The sequence below is a fragment of the Sphingomonas sp. BL-S-29 genome (assembly GCF_055521495.1).
The window spans coordinates 3601018-3617824 of sequence record NZ_CM145482.1; the positions used below are offsets into that span (position 1 = coordinate 3601018).

Annotated in this window: 11 protein-coding genes; 5 read left to right on the forward strand and 6 right to left on the reverse strand. The window is 66.8% G+C overall.

The window, feature by feature from the left end; all coding sequences use genetic code 11:
- Nucleotides 1-14: 14 nt before the first annotated feature.
- The 3 genes from ACZ1I2_RS16965 to ACZ1I2_RS16975 are packed head-to-tail and all read right to left on the reverse strand — an operon-like array spanning nt 15 to nt 3264.
- On the reverse strand, nt 15-1856 hold the full coding sequence (locus tag ACZ1I2_RS16965) for a WD40 repeat domain-containing protein (RefSeq protein WP_465176445.1): 1842 nt from the start codon (nt 1854-1856) through the stop codon (nt 15-17).
- 11 nt (nt 1857-1867) lie between these two features.
- Complete coding sequence (locus tag ACZ1I2_RS16970; protein WP_465176444.1) at nt 1868-2641, reverse strand: hypothetical protein; 774 nt, start codon at nt 2639-2641, stop codon at nt 1868-1870.
- On the reverse strand, nt 2638-3264 hold the full coding sequence (locus tag ACZ1I2_RS16975) for a RibD family protein (protein ID WP_465172983.1): 627 nt from the start codon (nt 3262-3264) through the stop codon (nt 2638-2640). The genes ACZ1I2_RS16970 and ACZ1I2_RS16975 overlap by 4 nt, the downstream gene beginning before the upstream one ends.
- A gap of 548 nt (nt 3265-3812) precedes the next feature.
- Between ACZ1I2_RS16975 and ACZ1I2_RS16980 the strand changes: the two genes are divergently transcribed.
- On the forward strand, nt 3813-4325 hold the full coding sequence (locus tag ACZ1I2_RS16980) for a DUF5681 domain-containing protein (protein ID WP_465181487.1): 513 nt from the start codon (nt 3813-3815) through the stop codon (nt 4323-4325).
- Nucleotides 4326-4331: 6 nt separating this feature from the next.
- Here the strand turns inward: ACZ1I2_RS16980 and nagA are convergent, their stop codons facing one another.
- Genes nagA through ACZ1I2_RS16995 form a run of 3 tightly spaced genes read right to left on the reverse strand, consistent with a single transcriptional unit; the run spans nt 4332 to nt 7242 of the window.
- On the reverse strand, nt 4332-5468 hold the full coding sequence (gene nagA, locus ACZ1I2_RS16985) for an N-acetylglucosamine-6-phosphate deacetylase (protein ID WP_465176442.1): 1137 nt from the start codon (nt 5466-5468) through the stop codon (nt 4332-4334).
- Entirely contained in the window at nt 5468-6502 is a 1035-nt protein-coding gene (locus tag ACZ1I2_RS16990) for an SIS domain-containing protein (protein WP_465176441.1), read from the reverse strand. The genes nagA and ACZ1I2_RS16990 overlap by 1 nt, the downstream gene beginning before the upstream one ends.
- Entirely contained in the window at nt 6499-7242 is a 744-nt protein-coding gene (locus ACZ1I2_RS16995; RefSeq protein ID WP_465176440.1) for a GntR family transcriptional regulator, read from the reverse strand. Before ACZ1I2_RS16995 ends, ACZ1I2_RS16990 begins: the two co-directional genes overlap by 4 nt.
- Before the next feature lie 257 nt (nt 7243-7499).
- On the opposite strand from ACZ1I2_RS16995, the gene ACZ1I2_RS17000 reads away from it, so the two are divergent.
- From ACZ1I2_RS17000 to nagE, 4 genes are all read left to right on the forward strand, one after another.
- Nucleotides 7500-10175: a TonB-dependent receptor gene (locus ACZ1I2_RS17000; protein ID WP_465176439.1), complete on the forward strand. Its 2676-nt coding sequence runs from the start codon at nt 7500-7502 to the stop codon at nt 10173-10175.
- Between the two features lie 67 nt (nt 10176-10242).
- Entirely contained in the window at nt 10243-12486 is a 2244-nt protein-coding gene (locus ACZ1I2_RS17005; protein WP_465177121.1) for a family 20 glycosylhydrolase, read from the forward strand.
- Nucleotides 12483-14936, forward strand: coding sequence for a phosphoenolpyruvate--protein phosphotransferase (ptsP, locus tag ACZ1I2_RS17010; RefSeq protein WP_465176438.1), 2454 nt, complete (start codon nt 12483-12485; stop codon nt 14934-14936). The genes ACZ1I2_RS17005 and ptsP overlap by 4 nt, the downstream gene beginning before the upstream one ends.
- Nucleotides 14936-16576, forward strand: a complete 1641-nt coding sequence (nagE, locus tag ACZ1I2_RS17015; protein ID WP_465176437.1) for an N-acetylglucosamine-specific PTS transporter subunit IIBC — start codon at nt 14936-14938, stop codon at nt 16574-16576. Before ptsP ends, nagE begins: the two co-directional genes overlap by 1 nt.
- Nucleotides 16577-16807: the final 231 nt, after the last annotated feature.

The window sequence follows — 16807 nt, forward strand, 5'->3', positions numbered from 1 at the left end:
AGATTGCGGTCGAGTCAGGTGGCGCCGACCCGCTGGGTCATCGCGCGATAGACGTTGCGGACGGCGAGATCGGGGACGGACACGAGATAGATTCCCCCGTCATAGGAGGAGGCGATCAGCCCATCGCCGCTGCGCGACAGCGAGCTAATGCCGTTGGCGGCGATGGTCCGGCGGCTGACGCGGCCCGTGCGCAGATCGGCCTTGACCAGCGCGCCCCAATAATCGCCGACGATCACCGTCTCGGCATCCCAGAAGCAGAGCGATTTGGGGGAACGGCGCCCAAGCTCGATCGAATGAGTCAGCCGCGCGTCGGCCAGGTCATAGACGTTCAGCGTGAAATCGCGCGACGCGCTGGCGATCCGGTCGCCCGTGGGAGAGATGTCGACATCGTCGACGATCGCGGTGTGGCCCGGGAAGTGATTGAGGATCTCCCCGTCGAGCGTCCAGGACAGCAGCCCGCCATCGGCGCTGCAGCTCACCCCGATCGCCTCGCTCGGGTGCAGGCGCAGCGCCTTCACCGCGCCGTCGTGCAGCCCATGCGCCTGAACGTCCCGCCCGTCCGGTGAGACCCGAACGATCGCGCCGCTGTAGCAGGCAGCGAACAGCGCGCCTTCATGGCCGGCACACTGCGCCACCCGGATCGAATTGATCGGCCCCTGCCCCAGCGCCACCGCGGCCACGCTTTCCAGCCCGGCACCGAAGATATGCAGCTTGTGGTCATGCGAGCCGGCGATCACCCGGTCAGCGCCGGGATCGCGGGTCACCGCGTTCATCAGGCGGCGCCCGCCGGGCGGGGCAGTACGCGCGACGAGACTGGCCTCCCGATCGGTCAGGCGGATCAGCCGCACCATCCCGTCATCGGCGACCAGCGCCACGCTGCCGTCCGGCCCGGCGGCGGCCTCGTTGAAACAGGCATTGCCCTGGTCACCCGGCGCGCCGCCGATCTCGCACAGGATCCGGCCTGACGCCGCATCCCATTGCACGACGGTGCCGTCGAAGGTGCCGGCAAGGATGGTGCTGCCGTCCGGGGACCAGCCAAAGGACCGTTCCCATTTCGCCGCATGGTTTTCCAGATCGACCCGCGGCGCGAAGGACGCCGCATCCCAGATCCTGATCACCTGATCATAGGCGCAGGACAGGATGTCGCCATTGACCGGCGATACCGCGACTTTCTTGATCCCCGATCCGTGCGCCTCGATCGAGGCCAGCGCCGTGCCCTCACGGGCATCGAAGACGCGGATGACGCCGTCGTCGCAGCCCAGCACCACGCGGCCGTTCAGCATATCGATGGCGCAGGTGTCGGTTTCGGTCTCGAACGGGCCCCAGGTGCGGATCAGTCCGCCGGTGGCGAGATCCCATTGGCGCAGCGTCATGTCGTCGCCCGACGAATAGATCAGCCCGTCGCGGCAGGCGACCGACAGCACGTCCTTCTCATGCCCCTCGATCGTCCGGCGGATGGTGCCAGTGACGAGATCCCACACGATGATCCGCCGGTCGCGCGAGGCGGAAACGCCGGCCGACTCGTCGACAAAGGCAAAGCCTTCCACATCGTCGCTATGCCCGCGCAGCACGAGCGCCAGCTTCCGCGCCGCCAGGTCCCAGATATAGATATCGTAATCCGAGGAGGACGAAGCCGCCCAGGCGCCGTCCTCGCTCACCGTCACATGATTGGCGAGGTGGCGGTGATAGCCGAGCAGCTCGGCCGTTCCGGCATCGAGATCGAACAGGCTGACCGCGCCATCATAAGCGACGGCGACCGCGGCAGCGCGGCCCGGAATGGCGGCGACCGAGGTGACCGGGCCGCGGTGGCGGGTGAAGCCATCGGCTGCGATCGGGGCGATGTTGGCGTTGAGCATCAGCGGCGCTCCTACGGCGTGAAATCGTGGTGATGGAGTTCGGGCATGTCGCACCGGTAGAGATCGTCGAGCAGCGTGGTCCCGCGCAGGGCGCCGGCGAGGTCGTCGAAATTCTCCACCACGGCGCCCAGATCGGCGGGGCCGCGTTTGTGGCTGGCGGCCGACAGCGGCGACGGTGCCGCTATCCCCAGAAAGGAAAGCACGCCGGCCATCTCGCCGGGATCGCCCAGCGCCTCATAATGCGTGTCGCGCCATGTCTGTCCGGACGCGCGGAGCGAATCCACGATCGCGGCATAATAGGCTGCATTGAGAGCGCTGTGCCGGATCAGGTCGCCCGGCTCGACATGCACCACCGGCAGCGCCGGGTCGGCCGGCGCGTCGTAGCTCTCCCAGATTCCGGTCAGCTTCGCGATCTCCTCGGACACATAGGTCCGCACCCGGTTGCGCCGCCTGAGCAGGATCTTGCGCACCGACGGGTCGCGCAGGAGGATGTCCACCGCATCGCCATTCTCGTCCCGGTTCATCTTGAAGCCGATCGCCCGGGCATCGCCGCCCGAGGCCCAGACCGAAGCGATGAAACCCGCCGGATCGCGATCCCGCGCCGCCAGGCCGCCCGGAAAAGCGCCGTCCGGCTGCCAGTCCCGCGCCCAGTGAAGCCCGTCCGGATTGAACAGGCCGTGATGACACAGCACATCGGGATGAGCGTTCAACAGGCTGCACAGCAGGTTGCTGCCCGTCCGGGGCGCGGCAAAGATGACGAACCGGACCGGCTGGGCGAGCATCACCGCGCCGCCCCCGCCGCGAGCGCAACCTCCACCACCCCGGATTCGAGCAGGAAACCTTCGCCAAAGGCGCTCGCCCGAAACTCGACGGGCAACACGCCAAGCGTGTCACGAGCACCGCGATCGGCGCCCTCCGCCGTGCCCGCGCGGACGTAGATCGTCACCCGGTCGGCAAATCCCTGATTGAAGAAGGACCGCAACAATGTCGGCCCGCCCTCGACCAGCAGGCTTTCGATGCCGTGATCATAGAGCGACGTCAGTGGCCCATGCAGATCATGACCGTTCATCGCCAGCGCGACCGCGCTGGGATCGACATGGTCGTGCGAGCTGACCACGAACGCGGGGGCGCCGGGATGCGACATCGCGCAGGGTTGCGACCCGGCGAAGATGACCCGGTTCGGTTGCCGGCGCGGTTCTCGTCCCAGCTTTTCCGGCCGAACCGTCAGGCGGGGCCGATCGATGTTCCAGGTCCTGCCGCCGACCGCGATGGCATCGTAGCGCTCGCGCAGGATGTGCACCCGGTGCCAGTCGGCGCCACAGGAAATATTCCCGGAGATTCCCTGCGGCTGGCGAACGCTGCGCACGTCCTCCGTGGCGAAATTGATATGGATGAAGGGCCGCCGCATTCACTTCTCCAGCGCCTCTCCCCCCTGACCATCGTTGTCCACGACAATTGCATGTCGCAGAAAACAGGGCATCGCGCCGGCGCTGAATAGCATGGGAAGAACAGTGAGAAAGAAGTGTTACAACCATTTATAGTGGAACTTGCCGCACTGCACACAGAACATTGATTTCGCAGCTTGTCGGTGTTTACCACCATTCATGTGACATCTTGTCTGGACTTTTTATTTCACGTTTGCAGTAGCCATATCCTACCTTAATAGTATGAATTATACTACCGCGCCTTGCATGGAGTCGCGCGTCAGCAGAGGCGCTGATCCGATCGCACGAACGCGGTTTTGGCCGTTGTGCGGCCGAATTTTTCTGCACCTGTTATGTTGGATTCGGCGCGCGGATTTATCGTTCCGATCGAACACTTTAGGCACCGCCACCTGTTATTCGCCGAACAGGTGGGAACAGGTGGGATTGCCGGCGAAACAGGCAGCGCTTGATTCAAATCATCGGCGCGATCGGGTTTGAAGGCGGTGGGATCAACCATGGCTGGAACGATGACATGACCAGGCAGAGATTTGAATCGAGGGTCGAAACGAGGGACGACAACGACGCGCGGCCAACGCAGCGTGTTCGGGGGCGGTTCGCCAAGGGCAGTTCCGGCAACCCCGCTGGGCGTCCTTCCGGACGGCGCGCGACCGGCGCGCCAGGCGACCGCCTGCCCGGATCGGATCAGCCGACGCGCGCGATGATCCTCGAGGAGGCCTATCGCCTGGTGAGACTCGGCGAAGGAGACGCCGCAATCGAGCTGCCGGCGCATCGGGCGGTCTTCCGATCGCTCACCGAGGCGGCGATGAAGGGCAACCAGGCGGCATTGCGGCGCTGGACTCAAATGGTGCAGCAGGCCGAGAACGACCAGATGCGCGACCAGCTCGCGCTCTACAATCTGATGGAGCGGGCGCCTTATGGGCGTGAGCCCGAGGCTTCCTATGAGGACGACATCCTGGTCGATTCGCGCTCCGGGCGGGTGATCATCCGAGGCGGGTATGGTGAGGAGGGAGGCGGCGCGAAATAGCGGCGATCAGCCTTGGCTCCGGCCACTGATCCAGGTCGCCAGCGTACGGCCCTCCGAATCGAGCGCGACGAGATCGGCGGCATATCCCGCCGCGATCCGGCCATGGGTTCGATCGAGGCGCAGGAACCGCGCAGGATTGCGCCCGGCCATGGTCAGCGCCTGGGCCTGGGATACGCCCAGCATCGTCTCCGCATTGCGCACGGCCTGGGCCATATCGAGGTCCGAACCGGCAAGCGTGCCGTCCTCATTGACGCAGACTCCGTCGACCACCTCGACCCGGTGCCCCTGCAGCACGAAGCTCTTGTCGGTCTGGCCGACGCTCGGCATCGCATCGGTGACGAGCATGATGCGGTCGCGCTTCGCATTCACCGCCACGCGCATCGTCGCGGGATGGACGTGCCGCCCGTCGACGATCAGCCCGCACCAGCTTTCCCGATCCTCGAGCGCCGCGCCGACCGCGCCGGGCTCACGCGAGGCGAGCGGCGACATCGCGTTGAACAGATGGGTGAAGCCGGTCATCCCTGCGTCCAGGGCCCCGCGGATCGCGTCATAGCTGCCGTCGGTATGGCCTGCCGCGACGATCACGCCCGCCTGCGCAAGCCGCGCGATCATCGCCGGATTGGTCTTTTCCGGCGCGAGCGTGACGAGGGTGACACCGTTCTTCAGGCCAGTGACCGCGGCAAAGCCGTTATCGTCCAGGGTGATGATCTTGTCGGGATCATGGATGCCCTTGCGCTCCACATTGAGGAACGGCCCCTCGATATGAATGCCGAGCACGCCCGGCACGCCGCGCGCGATCGCGTCGTCCACCGCGGCCACGCCAGCGCGCACCGTAGCGAGATCGTCGCTGATCAGGGTCGGCAGGAAACCCGTCGTGCCGAAACGCCGGTGCGCGGCACCGATCGTCGCGATCGTCTCGACCGTCGGCGCATCGTTGAACAGCACGCCCCCGCCGCCATTGACCTGCGTGTCGATCAGCCCCGGTGCCAACACCGCGCCGTTCAGGTCGCGCCGTTCGGCCGACGCGGGGATATCGCGATCCGCGATGACCGCCGCGATCAGGCCGTCTTCGATGAGCACGGCCATGCCGCCGACCAGCGCGTCGTCGATCAACAGGCGGCAGTTGAAAAGGGCAGTGGCCATCAGACGGTTTCGGTCACTTTGCGCAGATGGGGCGGCGAATCGGGATCGAAGCCCCGGCGCACCGATAGCGCGTTGACCGCGCGGTAGAAGGACTGGATCTGCAGCATCGGCTGGGTCGCCGGTGCCGCGTCAAGCGTCGGCAGGGTGACCGCGCCCGAAATGCTGCCGCCCGCACAATAGACGATACCGCCCTGCCCCAGCGCTTCGCGCACCAGATCGTCGACGCCCGGTGCGGTCTCATCGTCCTGGCGGAACACCAGCACGGGAAAGTCGGGGCCGATCAGCGCCATCGGCCCATGCCGTACCTCGGCCGCGCTGAACGCTTCGGCATGCAGCCCGCAGGTCTCCTTGAACTTCAGCGCCGCTTCCTGCGCGACGCCGAGACCGAGGCCACGCCCGATGACATACAGGCCCCGCGCGTCAGCGAGCCCGTCGACCAGCGGCGTCCAGTCGGCTTGCCAGGATTTGGTGAGCAACTCAGGCGCTGCATCGAGCGCCTCTGACAGTGCAGCGTCCTCAGCCCAGGCCGCGACCAGCCCCACGATCGCCGCCAGCGACGCGATATAGCTCTTGGTCGCCGCCACGCTCTTCTCCGCGCCGGCGTGAAGCGGCAGCGGCGCATCGGCCAGCACAGCGAGCGGCGAGGTCGCGTCGTTGACCATCGCCGCCAGATAGGCGCCGCCGGCCTTGCCTGCCTCGACCATGCTCAGCAGGTCGGGGCTGCGACCAGACTGCGAAATCGCCAGCAGCAGCGTGTCGTCGAGCTGCGCCGCGGCATGATAGACCGAGGACACCGACGGCGCGGCCGAGCTGACGGGCACGCCAATCACCGTCTCGATCAGATATTTGGCGAAGGTCGCGGCGTGATCCGAAGAACCACGCGCGCAGGTCGATACCGCGCGCGGCGGCGCGGCGCGCAGCCGCGCGGCGAGCGCCTCGACCGCCCGGCGATTGGCCGCGCGTTGACGCGTAACCACCGCCGCGGCTTCGGCCGCCTCGGCGAACATCAAGGTCGATTCGGGCGCGATGCTCATGCCAGCGCGTTCAGCTCAGCGACGAAGTCATAGGCGTCACCCCGGTACCAGCTATGCGTCATCTCGATCGCGCGGCCATCCTCCAGGAAACCGCGACGCTCGATGAACAGTCCCGGCGCGCCGACCTCGATGCCGAGCAACGCCGCCTGGTCCTTGTCGAACAGCACCGCCCGCAAGCGCTGCAGCGCGCGTACCGGCCTATGCCCCGCCCCTTCGAGCGCTTCGTAGAGCGACACGCCGACCACATCGAGCCCGGGCAGGCCGAAGCCCGGCACCGTCGAATATTCCAGCGCCATGGGCTGATCGTCGGCGTAGCGGATGCGGTGGAAGCGGAACACGCGCGATCCGGGGCTGAGACCCAGGGTCAGCGACTCGTCCGAATTCACCGTGCTCTCGGTCTGCATGATCCATTCGCTGCGCGCGGTGCGACCGCGCGCCGCCATGTCCTCGGAAAAGGAGGTGAGCTTCGAGAATTGCTTCTCGACTCGTCCGCCGACAAAGGTGCCCGCGCCCTGGCGGCGGGTGAGCATGCCGTCCGCGACCAGCCCGTCGACTGCCTTGCGCACCGTGATGCGCGAGATGCCGAATTCCTTGGCGATATCGCGCTCGGGCGGCAGCGCTTCCTGCGGCCGCAGCGACCCGGTCTCGATCCCGCGCCGCAGGGCGTCCTGCATCTGCTGATACAGCGGCGCCCGCGCATTGCCGTCAAGCGACCCGATCTTGTCGGCCAGATTGGTCATTCGCGCATCCCCGCTCCTGCTCGCCAGCCGTTGCCGACCCAACCTCTATAAGACCAATCAAATACCATTTTCCACAACAAAATTGCACCAACGTGACTGGACTTGCAAAAATCCTGCTTGACGCTGTCATTGGTATGACACATGTTTCACAAATTGGTATGCGATTGGTAATCAATTGGCATGCCGACAGGGACAAGAAGGGGAGAACGGCAATGACCGCAATACGACTTCTGGCTGCATCCGTGAGTTCGTTAGCATTGGCCGCCACCGCGCAGGCCCAGAGCACCGTCACCGCCAACAACGCGCCACCCGGCCCGGCCCAGTCCGCGGAGGGCGATTCGGGCGAAAGCGACATCGTCGTCACCGGCATCCGTCAGTCGCTGCGCCTCTCGATCGACGCGAAGCGCGATTCGAGCGTCATCGCCGACGTGTTGTCGGCCGAGGACATCGGCAAATTCCCCGACAAGAACGTCGCCGAGGCGCTGCAGCGCGTACCCGGCGTCGTGATCAACCGCGAATTCGGCGAAGGCGAACGCGTCTCGCTGCGCGGCACCGCGCCGAACCTGACCAAGACGCTGGTCAACGGCCATGCCATCGCCACCGCCGACTGGTTCATCCTCGAACAGCTCGCGGCAACGCGCAGCTTCAACTACCTCACGTTGCCCGCCGAGATCGTCGGCCAGCTCGACGTCTACAAATCGGGCCAGGCGGACGTCGAGGAAGGCGGCATCGGCGGCACGATCAACGTGCACACCCGTAATCCGCTCGACCTGAAGGCCTTCACCGTCTCCGCCTCGGTCCAGGGCGTCTATTCGGACAAGCGCGGTTCGTTCGACCCGCAGGTCTCCGGCCTGTTCAGCTGGAAGAACGATGCGGATACCTTCGGCATCCTGATCGGCGGCGTCTATCAGAAGCGCGACATCCGCCGCGACGGCATCGAAGTGCTCGGCTATCAACCCGTCACCGTCGGCGGCCAGACCGCACAGATCCCGTCGTTGATCGGCTCGGCATTGTTCCAGCAGGAGCGCGAGCGGTACGGCGGCAACATCGCCCTGCAGTTCCGCCCGTCGGACGATCTCGAGCTCAACATCACCGGGCTCTATTCGAAGTTCAACGCCAACAACTTCAACCAGAACTACCTCGCCTGGGGCTCCAAGGCGCTGGGCGACGGCGGCACGCTGAGCAATGCGACCGTACGCAACGGCACCGTCGTGTCGGGCACCGTCACCTCGCTGCCGGGCAGCCGTGCGGCGGTCTATGACGCGATCGACCGCCAGGCCTTCGCCAAGACCTATTCGGCCGATGCCGATCTGGTGTGGCATCCGACCGATGCCTCCACGCTGCACCTGAAGGCCGGCTACACCAAGGCCAACGGCAACACGGAATCGCAGCCCTTCTACGAGGGCGCGGCGCCCGGCGCCTTCACCTTCGACATCAGCGGCAAGGTGCCGCAGGTGAAGTTCACCGGCATCGACCCGACCCAGCCGAGCAATCTGATCTTGGACTTCGCCTCGCTCCACAAGATCACCAACAGCGACGAAGAGAAGTATTTCTACGTCGATTACGAGCATGAGGTGGATTGGGGCCCGCTCCACGCGCTGAAATTCGGCGGCAAGTTCACCGATCATGACCGCGTCACCCGCTTCCTCGCGACGACGTACGGCGCCTTCTATCTCAACCTGGTCGGCGCATCCGGCTGCGGCAGCCATGCCTGCACCTCGGTCGATTTCGCCGGCGGCCCGACGCCCGACGATTTCCTCGACGGCGTCGCCCTGCCCGGCACGCTCACCAACTTCTTCCAGGTCGATCGCACGAAGCTGCAGACCATCCTGAACAACCTGCCCGCGTCGGCGCGTGAGCGCATCCTCAACCCGCCGGAGAATTACTCGATCAACGAGAAGACCTATGGCGGCTATGCCATGGCGAAGCTCGGCGGCAAGGAAGACGGCTGGAGCGCCAATTTCGGCCTGCGCATCGTGCGCACCGACCAGGATTCGCTCGGCAACCTGCTCGGCGTGCCGGCCTCGACGCCGGGTGCGGTGACCACCAATGCGTTCGGCGTCTATGTGCCGGTCGAGGTCAAGCGCAGCTATACCGACTTCCTGCCCAGCGCGAATTTGAGCGTGAACGTCACCCCCGACGTCATCGTGCGCTTCGCCGCGAGCCGCAGCGTCGCCCGGCCCGATTATACCGACATCGTGCCGCGCGTGTCGCTCAACCCGGGCTCGCTGACCGGCGACGGCGGCGATCCCCGCGTCGATCCATACCGCTCGAACAATTACGACCTGTCGATCGAATGGTATCCGGATCACGACACGATCGTCGCGGCCGCGCTCTACTATAAGGACATCCAGTCCTACATCGTGAACCGCACGGTGCAGGAAGTCTATCCGGTGCAGAACGCGACCAACCCGAACGCGTCGCGCTGCACGGTCGCGTCCAACTCGACCCCCGCCAACCCGCTGTTCAACTGCGCCTTCGACATCAACCGCCGATCGAACGGCGCGGGCGGCACCAACAAGGGCGCCGAGTTCCAGATCTCGCGCCCGATCGCCTATGGCTTCGGGGCAATCATCAACTACACCTATTCCGATGCGAAATCGGAAACGGGCGATCCGATCCCCGGCAATTCGAAGCACGCGCTGAACCTGACCGGCTATTACGAGAACGACTTCGCCTCGTTCCGCCTGTCCTACAACTACCGGTCGTCCTTCTTCATCAACATCGACCGGGCGGCACCGCTCAACCAGAAGGCGACTCAGTCGCTCGACGCCTCGGCGAGCTTCAAGGTGACCGAGAACATCTCGCTCACCGCCGATGCGGTCAATCTGACCAACAGCAAGATCGAGCAATATTCCGGCACTGAAGACCGGTTCCGCGCGATCTACGACAATGGCCGGCAGTTCTACGTCGGCGCGCGCCTGCGCTTCTGATAGGCATTGCGGGCCGGGGGATGCTCCGGCCCGCGTCCCTTCGTACAAGGACCTGTCCGTGCCGCGCATGATCCAGTTCCTCGGCAAGTCACTCCCGGCGCTCGCCGGGAGTTTCTTATGGGCGACGCCGCTTTCGGCCCAGGCGCTGCTCCCCGCCCCGCAATCGATGAAAGTCGCTGAGGGCGGCTTCACCCTGACCCCCGCAACGGGCATCGCCATTCCTCCGGGCGATGCCGGCGCCCGCAACGCCGGGGCGCGGCTCGGCGAATTGCTCCTCCGCACCGGCGGGCCGAAGCTCGCGGTAACCACTGGCGGCAAGATCCGCTTCGAACGCGTGACCGGCCTTCCCGCCGAGGGCTATCGCCTGACCACATCCGCCTCGGGCGCAACGATCAGCGCGAGCGACGATGCCGGCCTGCTCTATGGCGCCGTCACGCTGTGGCAACTCGCCCGCGCCGGGGAGACCAGCCCCTTCATTCCCGCCGTCTCGATCGACGATGCGCCGCGCTTCAAATGGCGCGGGCTGATGCTGGACAGTGCGCGGCACTTCCAGTCGCCCGCCTTCGTGAAGCGGCTGATCGATGCGATGGCGGCGAACAAGCTCAACACGCTTCACTGGCATCTGGTCGACGATCAGGGCTGGCGCATCCCGATTCCTAAATATCCGCGCCTGACCAGCGTCAGCGCGTGGCGCCGCCCGGCCACCGCGCCCGGCGCCCCTCCCCTGCCGGTCATCGGCGGTTTCTACACGCACGAACAGATCCGCGATATCGTCGCCTATGCCGCCGCGCGCGGCATCACCATCGTGCCCGAGATCGAGATGCCCGGCCATGCGCTGAGCGCGATCCGCGCTTATCCGCGGCTCGGCATGGGCGTTCCGATCCCGCCGGGTACGGAGAGCGACTGGGGCGTGTTCCCCTGGCTCTACAACAGCGACGACGCGACCTTCACCTTCCTGCAGGACGTGCTCGACGACGTGATGGCGCTGTTCCCGTCGCGCTACATCCATGTCGGCGGCGACGAGGCAGTGAAGCAGCAATGGGCCGCTTCGCCCGCGATCCAGGCGAAGATGAAGGCGCTCGGCATCACCTCCGAGGACAAATTGCAAAGCTGGTTCATCCAGCGCATCGGCCGTTATCTTGCCGCGCATGACCGGCGGCTGATCGGCTGGGACGAAATCCTCGACGGCGGCATCATGCCGGATGCGACCGTGATGTCGTGGCGCGGGCTGGACGGCGCGGTTGCCGCGGCCAAGGCGGGCCATGATGCGGTGCTGAGCCCGGCGCCGACGCTCTATCTCGACAATCGCCAGGGGGTCAGCGCCGCGGAGGGCACCGGGCGCGGCAATCTCATCACCCTGGCGACCGTCTATGGGTTCGATCCGGGCCCCGCCTCGATCCCGGCGGAGCAGCAGCGCCATATCCTTGGCCTGCAGGGTAATATCTGGGCCGAGCATCTGCGGAGCGAGTCCCTCGTCGCGGCGGCCGCCTTTCCGCGTGGCGCGGCGATCGCCGAACTAGGCTGGTCGAGCGGGAAACGCGATTTCGGCGATTTCGTCCGCCGGCTCGCGCCGCAGATGCAGCGGCTGAGCAGGCTCGGCATCGAGCCCAGCGCGGCGGTGTATCGCCCGGTGGCGAGGCTCGCCCCGGATGGCGACGGCGCGAAGGTCGTGCTCACCGGTCAGTCCGACCTGCCGGTTCGTTATACCATCGACGGCAGCCTCCCCAGCCCCACATCGCCGCTCTATTCGGGGCCGGTGACCTTGAAGCTGCCTGCCCGCCTCCGTGCCGCGACCATGCTCGACGGCGCGGCGCTGCCGGGTGCGATCGACCTGAACCTCACGCCAGCCTCGATCCGCCGGCGCGACGATACGCAGCTCAAGCTCTGCTCGCAGGGCATCGCGCTGCGGCTGGCCGACGACGCGCCGGCGAGGGAGCCGCGCGCCGCGCTGATGGTCGACGTCGCCAATCCGTGCTGGATCTATGATGCCGCGCCGATGGACGGCGTGCGATCGATCGCCGTCTCGGTCGGGCAGGTGCCGTTCAATTTCCAGATCGGCGCGGACAAGGACAAGATCAGATTCCGCCCGCCCGCGACGCCCGCCGGCGAGATCGAAATTCGCGACGGCTGCGATGGCGCGCGTGTCGCGACCCTGCCGCTCGCCGCCGCCGCTCGGCGACCGGGGATCACGTTGCTGACCACGTCGATCGCGCCGCTCAAGGGCCATCATGACCTGTGCATCACCTACACCGCGAAGGGCGTGAACCCGCTCTGGGCGGTGAGCACCGTGCAGCTGGTGACCGCTCCGTGATCGTCCGCCTGCACGCGCCCATGGCCGGCTGGGCGCTCGATCTGGCGCAGGTGCCCGATCCGGTCTTCGCCGAGCGCATGATGGGCGAAGGCTTTGCGATCGATCCGCTCGAAGGCGTGATCCGCGCGCCCTGCGACGCGACGGTCATCGCCGTCGCCCCGACCCGCCATTCCGTCACCCTGAAGCTCGCCAATGGCGCCGAACTGCTCATCCATGTCGGGCTGGAAACCGTCGCGCTGGCGGGAGACGGCTTCACCGCCAGAGTCCGCGACGGCGAGACGGTGACGCTCGGCCAGGTGCTGCTGGAGGTCGATCTCGACCCGGTCGCCGCGCGCGCCAAAAGTCTGATCACGCCGATCACCATCATCAGCGAGGGCTTTGCCGTCACGCTCCACGGCCTCGACGCTCGCGTAAAGGCCGGCGATCCTCTCGCCGATATCGCACCGCTCGCTACCGACAAGGTCGCAACCGACCTCGGCGAGGATACCGCCCGCTGCACGATCCGCGTGCTGCTTCCCAGCGGCATCCATGCCCGCCCCGCAGCCCGCATCGTCGCGGCACTCAAGCCGTTCACGGCCGAGGTAACGCTCTCCGCGCACGGCAAGACCGCCAATGCGCGCAGCATCGTTGCGCTGTTGTCGGCGGGCATCCGCCATGACGACGACATCGAGATCGCCGGAGGCGGCCCCGATGCCCGCGCTGCCATCGCCGCCGTCGCCACCCTGATCGAGCAGGGCATAAGCGAGGAAGCGCACCAGCCCGTCACCCCCGTCGCAGCGCCTGCAGCCGATGGCCTGATCCACGGCGTCCGCGCCGCGCCCGGCCTTGCCATTGGCCCGATTTTCCAGTTCCGTCCTGCCGATATCACCGTGCCCGAGCAGGGTGACGGCGCGGCTGTCGAGGGTGCTGCGCTTACCGCCGCTCGAACACGGTTGCTGGCCACCGCCGCGAATGGCCATGGTGCCGGCGCGGACATCGCCGCCGCGCACCGCGCCCTGATCGAGGACCCCGAACTGCTCGCCGCCGCGCAGGGCCTGATCGCGCAAGGCAAGAGCGCGGCGTTCGCCTGGCGCGGGGCGATCCGCGGCCATGCCGAGGCGATCCGCGCGACCGGCGACCGCTTGCTGATCGAACGCATCGCCGACCTGAAGGATATCGAGCGCCAGATGATCGCGCTGCTCGTCGGCGCCGATACCGCGATGCCGACGCCACCGCGCGGCGCGATCTTGGTCACTGACGAACTGCTCCCCTCGCATTTCGCCGCGCTGACCGATGCGGGCGTTGCCGGCATCTGCACCGCTTATGGTGGGCCAACCGCGCACGCCGCGATCCTCGCCGCCTCTGCGGGCATTCCGATGATCGTCGCAGCCGGATCAGCCGTCCTCGATCTCGATGACGGCCGCGAGGTCGTGCTCGATGCCGACTGCGCCACCCTCGATCCAGCACCGGAACCTGCCGCTCGCGATGCAGCCACCACTCGGCTGCTCCGCCAGCGCGACCGTGCTGCCACCGAAACCGCAACGGCGCGGGAATTATGCGTCATGACCGACGGGACCCGCATCGAGATCTTCGCCAACCTCGCGACCAGCGCTGAGGCGGCCCCGGCGGTAGCGCTCGGCGCTGAGGGCTGCGGTCTGCTACGCACGGAATTCCTCTTCCATGACCGCAGTTCAGCCCCTGGGGAAGAGGAGCAGCGGGTCGCCTATGCTGCCGTCGCTGAAGGGCTCGCCGGCAGGCCGTTGATCGTGCGCACGCTCGACATCGGTGGCGACAAGCCGGTCGCCTATCTGCCCCTTCTCCACGAGGAGAATCCGGCGCTCGGCGCGCGCGGTATTCGTTTCTCCCTCGCCAATCCCGGCCTGCTCGCGGTCCAGTTTCGCGCGATCCTGCGCGGCGTACCAACCGCACAATGCCGCATCATGCTGCCCATGGTGGTCGATGCGGGCGAGCTCGCCGCTGCCCGTGTGATCCTCGATCAGGTGCGCGCCGATCTCGGGATCGACGAACCCGTCCCGCTCGGCGTGATGGTCGAAACACCCGCAGCCGCTTTGCTCGCCGACAGCTTAGCGCGCGATGCCGACTTCCTCTCGATCGGCAGCAACGACCTGACTCAATATGCGCTCGCCGCCGATCGCGGCAATCCGGCGGTGGCGGCGATGGTCGATGCGCTTCACCCCGCCGTGCTGCATCTCATCGCCCGCGCCGCCGAGGGCGCGAGCAAGCATGTCCGCTGGCTCGGGGTCTGCGGCGGCATCGCCTCCGATCCGGCGGCTGCGCCGATCCTGATCGGCCTCGGCGTCACCGAACTTTCGGCAACGCCCGGCGCCATCCCCGCGCTGAAGGCGGCGGTCCGCACGCTCGACATGCCGGCCTGCCGAGCCCTCGCTGCAAAGGCCCTGTCGCTGTCCACCGCGGGCGACGTCCGCAAGCTGCTGGAAGGAGCCGAATGATGCGCCTGCGGATCGACGCCCTCCAGCCGCTCGGCCGCGCGCTGATGCTGCCGATCGCGGTGCTGCCGGTGGCGGGCCTGTTGCTGCGCCTCGGCCAGCCGGACATGTTGAACATTGCGTTCATCGCCGCCGCGGGCGAGGCGATCTTCTCCAATCTCGGGCTGATCTTCGCGATCGGCGTCGCAGTCGGGCTGGCGCGCGAGAACAACGGCGCGGCGGGCCTTGCCGGCGCGGTCGCCTTCCTCGTCACCGTCGAGGGCGGCAAGGCGCTGCTTTTCGTCCCGCCCGAAGTGACTGCCGCCTTTGCCGATCAGGCCGCACGCGATCTTGCTACCGCCGCGTGGAAAGCGAAGGAACTGGGCAAGCTCAGCGTGCCCGCCGGCATCCTTTCCGGGCTGGTCTCGGGCTGGCTCTACAATCGCTATTCCGGGATCAGGTTGCCCGACTATCTCGCCTTTTTCGGCGGCCGGCGCTTCGTGCCGATCGCGGCCGGGTTCGCCGGGTTGATCGGCGCGGCGCTGTTCGGCCTCGGCTTCCCCGCGCTCGAAACCGCGATCGACACGCTCAGCCGCTGGGTGGTCAACGCCGGGCCCATCGGCCTGTTCATCTACGGCACACTGAACAGGCTCCTCATCGTCACCGGCCTCCACCATATCCTCAACAACATCGCCTGGTTCATCCTCGGCGATTTCCATGGCGCGACCGGCGACCTGAAACGCTATTTCGCGGGCGATCCGAGCGCGGGCGCCTTCATGAGCGGCTTTTTCCCGGTGATGATGTTCGGCCTGCCCGCCGCCTGCCTCGCCATGTACCGCTCTGCCCTGCCCGAGCGGCGCATGGCGGTTGGCGGCATGCTGCTCAGCCTCGCGCTCACCTCGCTGCTGACCGGCGTCACCGAGCCGATCGAGTTCACCTTCATGTTCCTCGCGCCGCTGCTTTACGCGGTGCATGCGGTGCTGACCGGCCTGTCGATGGTCATCATGGACGCGCTGGGCGTCAGGCTCGGCTTCGGCTTTTCGGCGGGGCTGTTCGACTATGTGCTCAACTATGGCCTGGCGACCCGGCCGCTGCTGCTGCTGCCGGTCGGCGCGGCCTATTTCGCCATCTATTATTTCGCTTTCCGCTTCTGCATCGTCCGCTTCGACCTGAAGACACCCGGGCGTGAGGTGGAGACGGACAAACCCGCCGGTTCCGGCGCCACGGGCGATCAGGCGGCCGGGCTGGTGCTTGCCTTGGGCGGGGCCGCCAACCTCCAGTCGATCGATGCCTGCACGACGCGCCTGCGGCTGATCCTCATCGACCCGGCCAAAGTCGACGAAGCCGCGCTCAAGGCACTCGGCGCGCGCGGTGTGGTGCGTCCTGGCGGCAATGCGCTTCAGGTGGTGCTCGGCCCGATCGCCGACCGCGTTGCCGGGGAGATGCGCGCACTGGGCAAGACCACCCCCGTCCCCGAGGCAAAGGACGACGTCTGGCTGGCCGCACTAGGTGGCCGGCAGAATGTGCTGGAGATCGCGGTGAACACCGGACGGATGCGGGCGCGCCTGGCCGACATGGCGGCGATCGATTCCGCGGCGCTCGACAAGGCCGCGCCGCGGGGCTGGAGCGAGGTCTCGCCCGGCATCGTCCACGCCCTCATCTGAGCGCTCGCGAAAAAAGTTGCGGATTTTTCATTACCGCCCGTCTATCACGGTGCCGGCGATGAAGAATCGCACGTCGAAACGAGGAACCACCGGACCGTGCAGGGCATGTCGGCAGTGACGAAGAAAGCAGCGGCCTCCGCCCTGTCTTCGCACGCCCGAATGCCCGGCGTCCCCGCTCGCGCCTCGATCCGACTTATTATCCGGACCCGAATTACGACCGGGCAGATCTCC

Excerpts from the sequence above, each read along its gene's own strand:
- ACZ1I2_RS16965 (WP_465176445.1), bottom strand. The coding sequence starts at position 1,856 with ATGCTCAACGCCAACATCGCCCCGATCGCAGCCGATGGCTTCACCCGC.
- ACZ1I2_RS16975 (WP_465172983.1), bottom strand. The coding sequence starts at position 3,264 with ATGCGGCGGCCCTTCATCCATATCAATTTCGCCACGGAGGACGTGCGC.
- ACZ1I2_RS16980 (WP_465181487.1), top strand. The coding sequence starts at position 3,813 with ATGACCAGGCAGAGATTTGAATCGAGGGTCGAAACGAGGGACGACAAC.
- nagA (WP_465176442.1), bottom strand. The coding sequence starts at position 5,468 with ATGGCCACTGCCCTTTTCAACTGCCGCCTGTTGATCGACGACGCGCTG.
- ACZ1I2_RS16990 (WP_465176441.1), bottom strand. The coding sequence starts at position 6,502 with ATGAGCATCGCGCCCGAATCGACCTTGATGTTCGCCGAGGCGGCCGAA.
- ACZ1I2_RS16995 (WP_465176440.1), bottom strand. The coding sequence starts at position 7,242 with ATGACCAATCTGGCCGACAAGATCGGGTCGCTTGACGGCAATGCGCGG.
- ACZ1I2_RS17005 (WP_465177121.1), top strand. The coding sequence starts at position 10,243 with ATGATCCAGTTCCTCGGCAAGTCACTCCCGGCGCTCGCCGGGAGTTTC.
- nagE (WP_465176437.1), top strand. The coding sequence starts at position 14,936 with ATGCGCCTGCGGATCGACGCCCTCCAGCCGCTCGGCCGCGCGCTGATG.